This is a genomic window from Sphingomonas sp. (assembly GCF_030145815.1).
Classification (GTDB): Bacteria; Pseudomonadota; Alphaproteobacteria; order Sphingomonadales; family Sphingomonadaceae; genus Sphingomonas.
This window is the reverse complement of record NZ_JAIXHL010000006.1, coordinates 58,706-71,850: the sequence shown is the minus strand read 5'-3', so window position 1 is coordinate 71,850 and position 13,145 is coordinate 58,706. Positions and strand designations below refer to the sequence as shown.

Genomic DNA, 13,145 nt, shown 5'->3' with positions numbered 1-13,145 from the left:
GGCAGAATCAGTCAACTATATGGGGATCGCACACGCGGCATCAATGCAGTGTTTGCCGCGATGCTGGCGCTGACCGCGCTGACCCCCGCCGCGTGGGCGCAGAAGGGCGAGCCGCCGATCACCGCGCTGACCGAACGCTCCGGTGGAGAGATCGAGCCCGAACGCGCCGCGCTGCGGCTCGAGCATGTCGATCTGGACCTGGAGGTGGATGCGGCGCGCAAATACTTGGCGGGGACCGCGACACTGACGCTGCGCACCAGCGCGCGGCAAACGCGGCTGCTGATTGATCTCGATAAGAACTTTCATGTCTCGGCGGTGACGATCAACGGAAAGCCGCTTGCCAATGGAACATGGCGCAATCCCGAGGGGCGGCTGACCATCGACCTGCCCGCCCCGGTCATGGCGGGCGGCAAGGTGGTGGCCCGCCTCGCCTATGCCGGGCGGCCGCATGAGGCCGTCAATGCGCCGTGGGACGATGGCATCGTCTGGTCGAGCTGGCAGGGCAAGCCTTGGGTGGCGACGACGGCGCAGGGCTATGGCTGCGATCTGTTCTGGCCGTGCCTGGACTTTCCGGCAGGTGAGGTGAAGTCGATCCGCATGGCGATCACCACCGGGGGCGGGGCGGCGATCGGCAATGGCAAGCTGGTGTCAGCCGACAAGCTGGCGGGAGGGCGGACGCGCTGGACGTGGGAAGCGAAGAACATCAACCCTTATCTGGTCGCGATCAACATCGGGCCATATCGCGAGATCACGGGCAGCTATGCCAGCAAGTTTGGTAACAAGGTGCCGCTGCACCTGTGGCACCTGACCGGCAAGGACCAACAGGCGGCGGGCCTGTTCGCCGAATTCGCGCCGACGCTCGACTTTTACGAGACGATGATCGGCCCCTTCCCGTTTGCGGATGAGAAACTGGGCGTGGTCGAGACGCCGCATCTGGGCATGGAGCACCAGACGGTCAACGCCTATGGCAACGACTATCGCAAGGATGCGACCGGGTTCGATTGGCTGTTCCACCACGAACTGGCGCACGAGTGGTTCGGCAACCAGATGACCGCCGCCGATTGGGACGATTTCTGGCTCCACGAGGGTTATGGCCAATATATGCAGCCGCTCTACGGCCAGTGGCGCGAGGGCGAGGCGCGCTACGCCGCGATGATGGCGGAGCAGCGCAAGAATATCCTCAACCGCCAGCCTTTGGTGTCAGGCCGGTCGCGGACGTCCGACGAGGTGTATCAGCTCGAAAAGGGCGGGCCGGGACAGGACATCTACTACAAGGGCGCGTGGGTGCTGCACACCCTGCGCTACCTGATCGGCGACAAGGCATTTTTCGATGCGACGCGACGGCTGGTCTATGGCCGCCCCGATCCGAAGCCGGGCAATTTCAAGCCGCGCTTTGCCAGTACGCCGGAGTTCGAGCGGCTGATGAGCGACGCTGCCGGACGCGACCTCAGCTGGTTCTACGATGTCTATCTGCGCTCCGCAGCGCTGCCCGAGCTGATCGAGACGCGCGCCGGCGATCAACTGACGCTGGAATGGCAAACGCCACGCAACACCCCCTTCCCGCTCCCGGTCGAGGTGCAGGTCGATGGCGTCTTGCAACGGGTCGCGATGGAGGGCGGGCGTGCCACCATCACGGTGCCGGCGGGCGCGCATGTCGTGATCGACCCGATGGCCCGGGTGCTGCGCCGGTCGCAAGCGATCGAGGCGATGCAGGCGCGGCGCTAGCCGCTCAGTCGGCGAGTATGTGGCGGTCACCCACGCGCAGCTGGTTCCGGCCCGAGCGTTTCGCGGCGTAGAGCGCGGCGTCGGCGCGCGCCATGGCAAGCTGGAGCGGTTCGCCGTCGAGCGCGACAATGCCGCCGGAGCAGGTCATGGGCGCGCCGTCGGGCCGTTCGATCAGCCCGTTGCCGAGGCGTCGGCACAGGCGCTGGAGGATTCCGGCGGCCTCGCCTTCCTCTGTCGCGGGAAAGAACACGGCGAACTCCTCGCCGCCCCAGCGCCCGACACAGTCCGCCTTGCGCACGCCGCGGGCCAGGAACGCCGCGAAATCCTGAAGGATCGCGTCGCCCACCTCATGGCCGAAGCTGTCATTGACCGATTTGAACTTGTCGAGGTCGATCAGGGCGATCGTGCCGTCGCCAGCGCTTTCGACGCGGGCGAGGAAGCCGCGTCGGTTGAGCAGGCCGGTCAGCGGATCGCGATGTGCGGCCATGTCGAGCGCGGCAACGCGGACCTTGGTCGCCTCGCTTGCGCGCGTCACCCCGGCGAGCAGTTCGGTGAGCATGTCGCCATCGCTGACCGCTTCCAGCGCCTCGGCCTGTTCGCGTTCGAGCGACTGGACTGCTTGGGTGGCCGCGCGGACCGGGGCGAGCAGACCGTCGATACCGAAGAGCGTGAACACCGTGCCGATCAGCGTCGCCGCCAGCACGATGCCGAGATCAGGCCAGTCGGTCTTGCCGGTTGAGAATTGCCACGCGGCAAAGGCGAGCAACGGGATGTGCGTCCCAATAAAGCAGATGGTGAACATCCGCAGCCGCAGGCTCGACGGGAACAGGAACCGAGTTGCCTTATAAAACCGCAAGTTAGCCTCCGTAACATCCCCACCCGCGGCGGCAACAAAGCGTTAGGAGGCGTTAAGCAGGGACGAACGAAGTTGGTTAAACCTGTGGATGAGCCGGCTGGCGCGACGGCCGCAAAGGCCAAACGCAAAACGGGCGCCGGTCACCCGACGCCCGCTTGATTGGCCAGGATCGGCGCGGATCAAGCCGCGTCGCCGGCCTTTTTCTTCTCGGCCGAATAGACGCGGACCGGTTCCTTCGATCCGGCGACGACATCCTTGTCGATCATCACTTCGTCCACCCCGTCCATGCCGGGGAGGTCGAACATGGTGTCGAGCAGGATACCCTCCAGGATCGAACGCAGGCCACGCGCACCGGTCTTGCGCTCGATCGCCTTTTTGGCGACCGACACCAACGCGTCGTCGGTGAAGCTGAGCTTCACATTCTCCATGTCGAACAGCTTCTGATACTGTTTCACCAGCGCATTTTTCGGCTCGGTCAGGATCTTGACCAGCGCCGGAATGTCGAGGTCCTCCAAGGTCGCGACGACCGGCAGACGACCGACAAATTCGGGGATCAGGCCGAATTTGAGCAGATCCTCCGGTTCGGTCTGGCGCAACGTCTCACCGGTGCGGCGTTCCTCGGGCGCGGCAACATAGGCGCCGAAGCCGATCGACTTGCCCTGCAGGCGGTCGCCGATGATCTTTTCAAGGCCCGAGAACGCGCCGCCGCAGATGAACAGGATATTGGTCGTGTCGACCTGCAGGAATTCCTGCTGCGGATGCTTGCGCCCACCCTGCGGCGGAACACTCGCGGTGGTGCCTTCCATCAGCTTGAGCAGGGCCTGCTGCACGCCCTCACCCGACACGTCGCGCGTGATCGAGGGGTTCTCGGCCTTGCGGCTGATCTTGTCGATCTCGTCGATATAGACGATGCCGCGCTGTGCCCGCTCGACATTATAGTCGGATGCCTGGAGCAGCTTGAGGATGATGTTCTCGACATCCTCACCGACATAGCCGGCTTCGGTCAGCGTCGTCGCATCGGCCATGGTGAAGGGCACGTCGAGGATGCGGGCGAGCGTCTGGGCCAGCAGCGTCTTGCCGCAGCCGGTCGGGCCGACGAGCAGGATGTTGGACTTGCTCAGTTCGACATCGGCGCCCTTCGCGCCATGATTCAGGCGCTTGTAATGGTTGTGCACCGCCACCGACAGCACGCGCTTCGCACGGCTCTGGCCGATGACATAATCGTCCAGCACGTCGCAGATTTCCTGCGGCGTGGGCACGCCACCGTCTTTCTTGCTGACGAGTGCCGACTTGGTCTCTTCGCGGATGATGTCGTTGCAGAGTTCGACGCACTCGTCGCAGATGAACACGGTCGGTCCGGCGATCAGCTTGCGCACCTCGTGCTGCGACTTGCCGCAGAACGAGCAGTAAAGCGTGCTTTTCGAATCGCCGCCGCTTAGCTTCGTCATTCAGTCTTCCTTTGCGTGCCGGGCCGCATCGCAGCCCGGCATCCTACAGCCGGGACAACGCCCGGCAACTCAAATTCGCCCCATAGCAGGGGAAGGTGAGCGTCAGATTAAGACGCCGACCCTTCGCTGTCAGCAGGCTGGGGCCGCTTTTCATACACTTCATCGACCAGACCGAACGCCTTGGCCTCATCGGCCTCAAGGAACGTGTCGCGATCCATCGCGCGCTCGATCTCCTCGAGCGGCTTGCCGGTGTATTTGACGTACAGGTCGTTCATCCGGCGCTTGATGCGCAGGATTTCCTTGGCCTGGATCTCAATGTCCGACGCCATACCCTGTGCACCGCCCGAGGGCTGGTGGATCATGATGCGGGCGTTGGTCAGCGCGACGCGCAGCCCCGGCTCACCGGCGGCGAGCAGGAAGCTGCCCATCGAAGCCGCCTGACCGATGCACACCGTGCCGACGCGCGGACGGATATATTGCATCGTGTCGTGGATCGCCATGCCGGCGGTGACCACGCCGCCCGGCGAGTTGATGTACATCCAGATGTCCTTCTTCGGGTTCTCGGACTCAAGGAAGAGCAACTGGGCGGTGATGACCGAGGCCATGTGATCCTCGACCGGCCCGGTCAGGAAAATGATCCGCTCACGCAGCAGGCGCGAATAGATGTCGAAGCTGCGCTCGCCGCGGCTCGACTGTTCGATGACGATGGGAACGAGCGCGTTGGTGATGGGATCGCGCGTAAAGCCTTCGGGGGTCATGAGACCGGCAAGGGGGTGCATGTGGGATGTTCTCGTCAAATCTGTTTTTGCCCAAGCGACTACATCGGCGCTCGGACGACGCGGCGCAAGGGGGGAAGAAGGTGAATGGCGCTGCCCGCTTCCGCCGAAGGGCGCTGCAACCATTTTTGAAGATTTGTCTGCGATAGCGATCCAGTCAGGGAGTCGAAAGGGGCGCCGATGCGCCAGCACACACGAACGATGATCGTCTTCGCTCTGCTCTACGCGGTCTTTGCCGGGGTGGCGCTGGGGCCGTTGTTCGGTGCGGGCGGGTTCAACGACGCGACCTTTGGGATCGGCATGGTCATTGCCATCGCGCTGTTCCCGGTCACCGCGATCGTGCTGACGATGTTTGCCCATCTGCTGCTGCCCGCGCCATCTGTCGCAGCAAGTCTGCCGGTCGCCGCGCGCCGCGCCGCCGAGCCTGCGCCGATCCGGGACCAATTCGACTTCGCCTTTGCCGCATGGAACGGGATCGAATCGACTGAAGCGGTTGCCCGGCTGTCGCGCCGCCTCCACGCGCTCGAGATCGCCCACCGCTATGTCGATGGTCAGATCAGTGTCGTTGAGGACAATGTGTGCTGGCATGTGGCTCCGGTCGCCGGAGCGCTGCGGATCGCCGGTTGGGTCGAGGCGCAGGATCGCGAGACGCGTGCGATGATCGAGGCGGCGGTCGAGGAGTTCCTGATCGACGAACTCGGCATCCGGCTCGAAAAGATCGCGGCCTGAACCGAGCTTAAAGGTTCGCAGGCGCAGGTTGCGCCAGATAGGCCAGCCGCCGCACTTCGCGCCGACCCCGCACGACCGTGTCGAGAATCAGTCCGGCAAAGCTGCTCAACGCCGCCAGGATGACCAGCCCGGTGGCGAGAATCGCCGTCGGGAAGCGTGGGACCAGCCCTGTTGCCATATAGGTCGTCACCAGCGGCACCGCGAGGATCACCGCCAGTATCGCCAGCGCCAGTGCGATGATGCCGAAGAACAGCATCGGCTTTTCGATCCGGTAGAGCGTCATAATCGTCCGCGCGATCCGTGCGCCGTCGCGATAGGTGGACAGCTTCGATGCCGACCCCTCCGGCCGGGCCAGATAGCGCGTCTCCACCTCCCCCACCGGCATCTTGAGCTCGAGCGCATGGACGCTGATCTCGGTCTCGATCTCGAACCCGGCCGACAGCACCGGAAAGCTCTTCACGAAGCGCCGCGAAAACACGCGATAGCCCGAGAAAATGTCGGTAAAGCTGCGCCCGAACAGCCGGGCGAGCAGCCCGGTCATCGCACGATTGCCCAGCACATGGCCGCGGCGATAGGCGTCGGCGGCTTCGTGGATGCGGGTGCCGACGACCATGTCGAGCCCCTCGTCGCGCATCTTGGCGATCATCGCGGGGGCGGCGGCGGCGTCGTAGGTCGCGTCGCCATCGGCCATGACATAAATATCGGCATCGACATCGGCGAACATGCGGCGGACGACATTGCCCTTGCCCTGCATTCGCTCGGTACGGACAATCGCGCCAGCTTCGCGCGCGACCTCGACCGTCCGGTCGGCGCTATTATTGTCGTAAACGTAGATCGAGGCGTGCGGGAGCGCAGCCCGGAAACTGGCGACCGTCTGCGCGATCGCGGCTTCCTCGTTATAGCAGGGCAGAATGACGGCGACTTTGGGTTCCATCGCCCAGCCATAGGGCGATCATCACCGCGATTCGACCAATTTGTGATTTGACGCTTGCCGCGTTCGCTTCCATCCGGCGGGAAGGGGGGAATGGCATGAAAAATGGTGAGCTGCGGGTTTTGGCGCGGGTCGTACCAATCTTCGTATTGATCGAGGCCCTTATACGCCCGGCGCTCCTGATCTGGTCACAATCAGATCCATATTCGTACGAGCGGGCGATTGTCGCCGCCGAGCAGCCGATGCGCTTCGGAGCTCTCGGGATCTACCTTGCGACACTCATTGTTTTTGGCCGATGGACCTACGTTACGGGACGCAATCTGGTTCAGTTGGGCGTGACAGGGCTCCAATTCACTCCGGCATCGCGAATTTGGTGGTTCTTCGTTCCGTTCGCCAACTTGATCAAGCCAGTTGAGGGAATCCGCGAGCTTTGGAACGCCAGTCATGGCAACGCCGAATATGCCCAGAACAACCTGATCGTCACCTGCTGGTGGATCCTGTGGATTTTCAACGCAATCGCTGTCTACCTCGTTGGCCGCTTTGCGCAGAATGAGCACAGCATCATTTTCTATGCTGTGGAATGCGCCCTCGGACTGATGCTGGCCGGCGTTGCGATCACGTTGGTACTTCGGATCAGCCACGCACAAATGCGGCTTCCACATAGCCCCGCGTTAGCCGAGATATTTGCATAAACGAGAAGCCCCGCCGGTCACTGGACCGGCGGGGCTTGTTCGTTATCGAAGGTGCAGACGTTAGCCCGCCTTCTTCTTCGCCGGAGCCTTCTTCTTCGGCGCTTCGGCTTCAGCGTCGTCAGCCTTGGCGGCCTTCTTCGCGGGAGCCTTCTTGGCCGGAGCGGCTTCCTCGGCGGGTGCCTCTTCGGCCTTGGCCTTCGCCTTCTTTGCCGGCTTCACGTCCTCGGCAGCAGGCTCTTCGGCCTTCTTTGCCTTGGCCTTCTTGGCCGGCTTGTGGTCGTGATCATGGTCGTGGTTGCAGTCCGGGCCATGGACGTGCGGCACCGCGCCTTCCTCGCTCTCGATCGCGGCTTCCAGCTCTTCGCGGGTCACTTCGCGTTCGCTGATCTCCGCCTTCTCGAACAGGAAGTCGACGACCTTGTCCTCATAGAGCGGTGCACGCAGCTGGGCGGCCGCCATCGGCTCCTGCTGGATGTACTGGAAGAAGCGCTGCTGGTCTTCCGGGCGATACTGCTGCGCGGCCTGGGCGATCAGGCGGTTCATCTCCGCCTGGGTCACTTCGACGCCGTTCGCCTGGCCAATTTCCGACAGCAGCAGGCCAAGGCGCACGCGACGCTCGGCGATCGCCCGGTAATCGTCCTTTTCCTTCTCCAGTTCGGCCTTGGCCGCCTCGGGATCTTCCTCATGGCCGGCTTCGTGCTGAAGCTGCGCCCAGATCTGCTGGAACTCGGCCTCGACCATCGACGGCGGGACCGGGAAGTCGTGGCCGGCGGCGAGCTGGTCGAGCAGCTTGCGCTTCATATAGGTGCGGGTCAGGCCACCGGTCTCATTCTCCATCTGGCCACGCAGGATGCCGCGCAGCTGATCGAGGCTTTCAAGGCCGAGATTCTTGGCGAGGTCTTCATCGACCTTCACCTCACCGGCGGTCTTCACCGCGGTGATCTTGAGGTCGAACGTCGCTGGCTTCCCGGCCAGCGTGTCGACGCCGTAATCCTCGGGGAAGGTGACTTCGATCTGCTTTTCGTCGCCAGCCTTCACGCCGACGATCTGGTCCTCAAAGCCCGGGATCAGACGGCCCGAGCCGATTTCGATGGCCATGCCCTCACCGGTGCCGCCGTCGAATGCGACGCCGTCAACCTTGCCGACGAAGTCCATCGTGACCTGGTCACCCTGCTTGGCCTTGTAGCTCGGCTTGGCGTCTTCCCACGCCTTCTGCTGGCCGGCGATCTGCAGGATCTGTGCGTCGACCGCCTCGTCGCTGACCGGGACGATCAGACGCTCGAGCTTCAGGCCCTCGATCGACGGGGTCGGGACGTCGGGCAGGACTTCCAGCTCGACCTTCACCTCAGCATCGCTGCCGGGGGCGAACTCGCCCTCAAGGCTGACCGAAGGCTGCATCGCGGGGCGCAGCTTGTGGTCGGCGATCAGCTTCTGCACGCCTTCCTGGATCGTCGTGTTGAGCGCGTCCTGGGTCAGCGCCTCTCCGTGCATCTTGCGGACCAGGTTGGTCGGCACCTTGCCGGGGCGGAAGCCGGGCATGCGGATCTGCGGGGCAACGCGCTTCACTTCGGCATCGACGCGGCTGTCGATGTCCTTGGCGGTGATCTTGAGGGTGTAGGCGCGCTTGAGGCCTTCGTTCAACGTCTCGACGGTCTGCATTCTAACGGGCTTCCTGCTCTGGAAGTGGAATCGGAGTCGCGGCGTCCCCTCACGCCGGGCGGAAACTGGTGCGGGCGAAGGGACTCGAACCCCCACATCTTGCGATACTGGTACCTAAAACCAGCGCGTCTACCAGTTCCGCCACGCCCGCATTCAGGACACCGCAGGTCGGGCGCGTCTATAGCAATGCGGGTGCCGGGGGCAAGGGCGATGCCGCTTATCGTGCAGAATCGCGAAAAAGCGAGCCCGAAGCACCCGCCTTTCAGGCGCTCAACCCAATCCGCCAGGCATGCGGCGCCACCGGATGCGCGAAAATGAGGTCGCGTGCGCCGATCAGCGCGCCGTCGCGTTCGGGCAATGCACCGGGCTCAGCAATCACTGCCACCCGACCCCGCCAGCCGCGCGCACGTAGCCGCTCCACTGCGGCAAGGCTGCCGCCATCGGTCCGGACCGAGATGACCAGCCAGTCGGCGTCGATCGCCTTGGCATCGTCCGCCAAGGCATGGGTGCTGTCATAGGACCGCACGCGATGCCGCTGCCCCGACAGCACCATGTGCAAGGCGCGACGCGACGCATCGTCGGGATCGACCAGCGCGATGGACAGCGCCGGATCGTCCGCATCGGTGGCAGGGGGAATGGTGGTACGCTGATCCATCGCCCGGCATCGTGCCGAAAACGGGCAGCCACCGCGTTACGGAAATATCCTTAGTCGGATGCGTCGAGCCCCGCCGCAAAGGCGATGCGCAGCGCTTCGGACAGGCTGCGCACCTCCAGCTTGGTCATCACATTGGCGCGATGCACCTCGACCGTGCGCGGCGAGATACCCAGGTCATAGGCAATGGTCTTGTTGGGATGGCCCGCGACCAGGCCGCGCAGCACGTCGCGCTCGCGCGGCGTCAGCGCGGCGATCCGCACCGCCGCCTCCTGCCCCTCGACCTCGGCGGTTTCCGCCCGGCCCAGCCGCTCGAACCCGCGATCGAGCGCGGCGAGCAGCAGCGCCTTCTCAAACGGCTTTTCGAGGAAATCGAGCGCACCCTGCTTCATCGCCGTCACCGCGGTCGCGACGTCGCCATGTCCGGTCAGCACGATCACCGGCAGCGCGATGCCACGCGCATTCAGTTCGCGCTGCACCTCCAGCCCGTCCATTTCGGGCATGCGGATGTCGAGCAGAATGCAGCCCGGATCCGGATGCCGCGCCTCCTTCAGGAATGCGACGCCGGACGGATAGGCGCGTACCTCATAGCCCGACGTCTTGAGCAGGAAGCTCGCCGAGCGGCGCACCGCATCCTCGTCGTCGATCAGGTGGATCAGCGGCTTTTCGCTCATTCTTGGGTCTCCGCGCTGGGAATGGTGAACCACAGGGTCGTGCCGCCGCCGGGCCGCGCATCGGCGTCGATTCGACCGCCATGCGCCTCGATGATCGTGCGGCAGATCGACAGGCCAAGGCCAAGGCCGTTTGGCTTGCTGGTGTTAAAGGCATCGAACAGGCGTGGGCGGATGTCCGGATCGATGCCAGGGCCGGTGTCGCTGACCTCGACCCGGATCATGCCGTCGCCCTGCACGCGCGTCGCGATGGTGACATCGCGCACCGGCATGCCTTCCAGCGCCTCGACCGCATTGCGGACAAGGTTGACTAGCACCTGCTGAATCTGCACCCGGTCGACCAGCGCGAGGCGGGCATCGGGGTCGAGATCCTTGAGGCCGCGCACCCCGCGCTCCCGCGCACCGGTCATCGCGAGCCGTGTGGCTTCCTCGACCATCTGCGGCAGCGATTCGACGCGCTTCTCGACCTCGCCCCGCGCCACGAATTCGCGCAGCCGTCGGACGATATTCCCCGCGCGCAACGCTTCGGTCGCGGATTCGGTCACCGCCTCGCCCAGCATCTCGAGGTCCGGCTCGCCTGCCGCGACCAGGTCACGCGCCGCCTCCATATAGTTGGCGATTGCGGTCAGCGGCTGGTTCAACTCATGGGCCAGTGTCGACGCCATAGTGCCCATCGCCGACACGCGCGAGACATGCACCAGTTCGGACTGGAGCTCCTTCATACGCAGCTCGGCGCGCTGGCGTTCGGACAGGTCGCGGATGAAGCCGGTGAAGATGCGGTGCCCGGCGCTGCGGGCCTCGCCCACGGCCAGCTCCATCGGAAACTCGCTGCCATCGCGCCGCTTGCCGACGACGATGCGGCCGATACCGATGATGCGGCGCTCCCCGGTGCGGCAATAATGGTCGATATAGTCGTCGTGCCGCAGCCGGTCGCCATCGGGCATCATCATCGCGATATTCTTGCCGACGACCTCAGATTCCAGATAACCGAAGAGGCGTTCTGCCGCCGCGCTGAATGACAGGATCTGACCGCGATCGTCGATGACGATCATCGCATCGGGCACTGTGGCCAGGATCGAGCGCAGATGCAGTTCGCTGCGCGCCACCGCGCCCGCAGCCGCCTTGCGATCGGTAATGTCCTCGATCGTCCCGCCAAAGCCGAGCAGCGCTCCGCCCTCGTCTCGCAGCGCGATGATGCGGGCGTCGGCGGCGAATTCCGTCGAGTCCTGCCGCCGCCGCCACCCCTCTTCGGCATAGCGACCATAGGTTACGGCGCGGTCGAGATCGTCGCGCGGCTTGCCGGCGGCGGAGTCGGCCGCCGAATAGAGCATCGCCATAGGCTGCCCGACCGCAGCGCCGGATTCATAGCCAAGCAGAATCTGTGCGCCGGGGTTCCAGCTGCGGATCGTGCCATCCGGGTCCATGAGGAATTGCGCACGGTCGAGGTCGCTGGCGATGAAGCGCGCGGCAAGTTTTTCGACGATGTCGCCGCCCATATCCATGTCCTGCCTATGCCCGCAGCATCCGGGCAAAACCCATTGGGAAAACTACCAATGCAGCTGCGCGCTGCAATATCCGATGCCGCCGCCGCGCATCCTTCGCGCAAGACTGTAGCGGGGAACAACCCATGAAAACCACCCATGTCGTCATCGGCGTCCTGGCCTGTGCGGCCGGCGTCCAACCTGCCATCGCCAAGGAAGGCGATTTCCTGGTGCGCGGTCGCGCGATCCTGGTCGCGCCGACCGAGAGCTCCGGTCCGGTCACGCCCGGCTTTCCCGGCAGCGAGGTCGGCGTCAGCAACAGCGTGATGCCGGAAGTCGATTTCACCTATATGCTCACCGACAATGTGGGCGCGGAGCTGATCCTGGCCACGACCAAGCACGACGCGCAGGGCCGCGGCACGCTGTCGGGCTTTGACGAGCTCGCCAGCACCTGGGTGCTGCCGCCGACGCTGACGCTGCAATATCATTTCGCGCCCGAGGGCAAGGTTCGCCCCTATGTCGGCGCGGGCGTCAACTACACGATCTTCTATTCGACCAAGGCGAGCGACGCGCTGGTGACCGCGATCGGCGCGACCGATGTCAAGATGGACGACAGCTTCGGCTATACGCTGCAGGCGGGTGTGGACATCGACCTCAATGAGAAGATGTTCCTGAACCTCGACGTCAAGTATATCGACATGGACACGACGGCGCGGCTGCGCACCGGCGCTGCCACCAACACGGCGCGGATCAGCATCGATCCGATCGTGGCCGGCGTCGGCATCGGCTTCCGCTTCTGAACGAGAAAGGGCGGCGATCCGATTGGATCGCCGCCCTTTTTTGCGCGCGCTTTACAGCCTCAGACGTTCGGTTCGAGCAGCAATTTCGGTGGCAGGTCGCCATAGCGCAGCACCGTCGCCCGTTCGCGCGCGGTCTGTCGCACCGTCGCGAGATGCTCGGCAACAAACCGCCCATCCAATCCCGGCACGACAGCGTCGAAATGGACATGGTGGCAGTCGGCAAGGCCAAAGGCGCGAGTCAGATAGATATCGAACGCCTGTTTGAGCGCGAGCCATTGCCCCCGCTCCTCCAGCCAGGGCCGGGTCGCCGCCGAGGTCGAAAAGATGATGAGCCGCTTGCCCCTCAGCGCCGGGCTGGGCAGCTGCGCCTTCAGCTCCTCGGGCGAGAAATCGGCGCCGAGCACGCGATCGACATAGCCCTTGATCATCGCCGGCGGCATGCCGAACCAGATCGGGTAGACCAGCACGATTGCGCTCGCGCCCTCGATCTGTGCGAGCGAGGTCGCGACATCGGGGCGCGGTTTGAACCCCGGCCCGGGCAGCTCGTCGCGCCGCAGCAGCGGATCGAAGTTCCGGGCATAGAGATCATCGACCTCGACAATCTGGTGGAGACTCTCGACCTCCTCGCGATAGGCGCGGACGATGGCGTGGTTGAAGCTGTCGAGGCCGGGATGCCCCAACACAACCAGATGGCGCAGGGAGGCAGGATCGCGGGGCTGGGTCAT

General features: G+C 64.4%; 13 protein-coding genes and 1 tRNA gene. 4 read left to right on the top strand and 10 right to left on the bottom strand.

What is annotated here, in order from left to right:
- Positions 1-60: 60 nt before the first annotated feature.
- Positions 61-1,725, top strand: a complete 1,665-nt coding sequence (locus KYX69_RS06945) for a M1 family metallopeptidase (protein ID WP_300495381.1) — start codon at positions 61-63, stop codon at positions 1,723-1,725.
- Positions 1,726-1,729: 4 nt separating this feature from the next.
- Here the strand turns inward: KYX69_RS06945 and KYX69_RS06940 are convergent, their stop codons facing one another.
- From KYX69_RS06940 to clpP, 3 genes are all read right to left on the bottom strand, one after another.
- On the bottom strand, positions 1,730-2,581 hold the full coding sequence (locus tag KYX69_RS06940) for a GGDEF domain-containing protein (protein ID WP_300495378.1): 852 nt from the start codon (positions 2,579-2,581) through the stop codon (positions 1,730-1,732).
- 179 nt (positions 2,582-2,760) lie between these two features.
- The gene (clpX, locus tag KYX69_RS06935; RefSeq protein WP_300495377.1) at positions 2,761-4,029 is read right to left on the bottom strand and encodes an ATP-dependent Clp protease ATP-binding subunit ClpX; all 1,269 of its coding nucleotides are present in this window, start codon (positions 4,027-4,029) and stop codon (positions 2,761-2,763) included.
- Between the two features lie 107 nt (positions 4,030-4,136).
- Positions 4,137-4,808 carry an ATP-dependent Clp endopeptidase proteolytic subunit ClpP gene (gene clpP / locus KYX69_RS06930; RefSeq protein ID WP_300495375.1) on the bottom strand — a complete coding sequence of 224 codons (672 nt, stop codon included), beginning with the start codon at positions 4,806-4,808 and terminating at the stop codon, positions 4,137-4,139.
- 177 nt (positions 4,809-4,985) lie between these two features.
- On the opposite strand from clpP, the gene KYX69_RS06925 reads away from it, so the two are divergent.
- Positions 4,986-5,534 (top strand): hypothetical protein, encoded by a 549-nt coding sequence (locus tag KYX69_RS06925; protein WP_300495374.1) that lies wholly within the window; start codon positions 4,986-4,988, stop codon positions 5,532-5,534.
- Positions 5,535-5,541: 7 nt separating this feature from the next.
- Here KYX69_RS06925 and KYX69_RS06920 read toward each other — a convergent pair whose 3' ends face one another.
- The gene (locus KYX69_RS06920; protein ID WP_300495372.1) at positions 5,542-6,468 is read right to left on the bottom strand and encodes a glycosyltransferase family 2 protein; all 927 of its coding nucleotides are present in this window, start codon (positions 6,466-6,468) and stop codon (positions 5,542-5,544) included.
- A gap of 95 nt (positions 6,469-6,563) precedes the next feature.
- On the opposite strand from KYX69_RS06920, the gene KYX69_RS06915 reads away from it, so the two are divergent.
- Entirely contained in the window at positions 6,564-7,157 is a 594-nt protein-coding gene (locus KYX69_RS06915) for a DUF4328 domain-containing protein (protein WP_300495369.1), read from the top strand.
- Between the two features lie 60 nt (positions 7,158-7,217).
- On the opposite strand, the gene tig is transcribed toward KYX69_RS06915, so the two are convergent.
- The 5 genes from tig to KYX69_RS06890 form a co-directional block, all read right to left on the bottom strand.
- The gene (gene tig / locus KYX69_RS06910) at positions 7,218-8,816 is read right to left on the bottom strand and encodes a trigger factor (protein WP_300495366.1); all 1,599 of its coding nucleotides are present in this window, start codon (positions 8,814-8,816) and stop codon (positions 7,218-7,220) included.
- A 66-nt stretch (positions 8,817-8,882) separates the two neighbouring features.
- Positions 8,883-8,967: transfer RNA gene (locus tag KYX69_RS06905), tRNA-Leu, on the bottom strand.
- Positions 8,968-9,078: 111 nt separating this feature from the next.
- Entirely contained in the window at positions 9,079-9,471 is a 393-nt protein-coding gene (locus KYX69_RS06900; RefSeq protein ID WP_300495364.1) for a hypothetical protein, read from the bottom strand.
- A 50-nt stretch (positions 9,472-9,521) separates the two neighbouring features.
- Entirely contained in the window at positions 9,522-10,142 is a 621-nt protein-coding gene (fixJ, locus tag KYX69_RS06895; protein ID WP_300495362.1) for a response regulator FixJ, read from the bottom strand.
- Entirely contained in the window at positions 10,139-11,635 is a 1,497-nt protein-coding gene (locus KYX69_RS06890) for a PAS domain S-box protein (protein WP_300495359.1), read from the bottom strand. The genes fixJ and KYX69_RS06890 overlap by 4 nt, the downstream gene beginning before the upstream one ends.
- Positions 11,636-11,766: 131 nt before the next feature.
- On the opposite strand from KYX69_RS06890, the gene KYX69_RS06885 reads away from it, so the two are divergent.
- Positions 11,767-12,420: an OmpW family protein gene (locus KYX69_RS06885; protein WP_300495357.1), complete on the top strand. Its 654-nt coding sequence runs from the start codon at positions 11,767-11,769 to the stop codon at positions 12,418-12,420.
- 59 nt (positions 12,421-12,479) lie between these two features.
- Here the strand turns inward: KYX69_RS06885 and KYX69_RS06880 are convergent, their stop codons facing one another.
- The gene (locus KYX69_RS06880; protein ID WP_300495355.1) at positions 12,480-13,145 is read right to left on the bottom strand and encodes an NAD(P)H-dependent oxidoreductase; all 666 of its coding nucleotides are present in this window, start codon (positions 13,143-13,145) and stop codon (positions 12,480-12,482) included.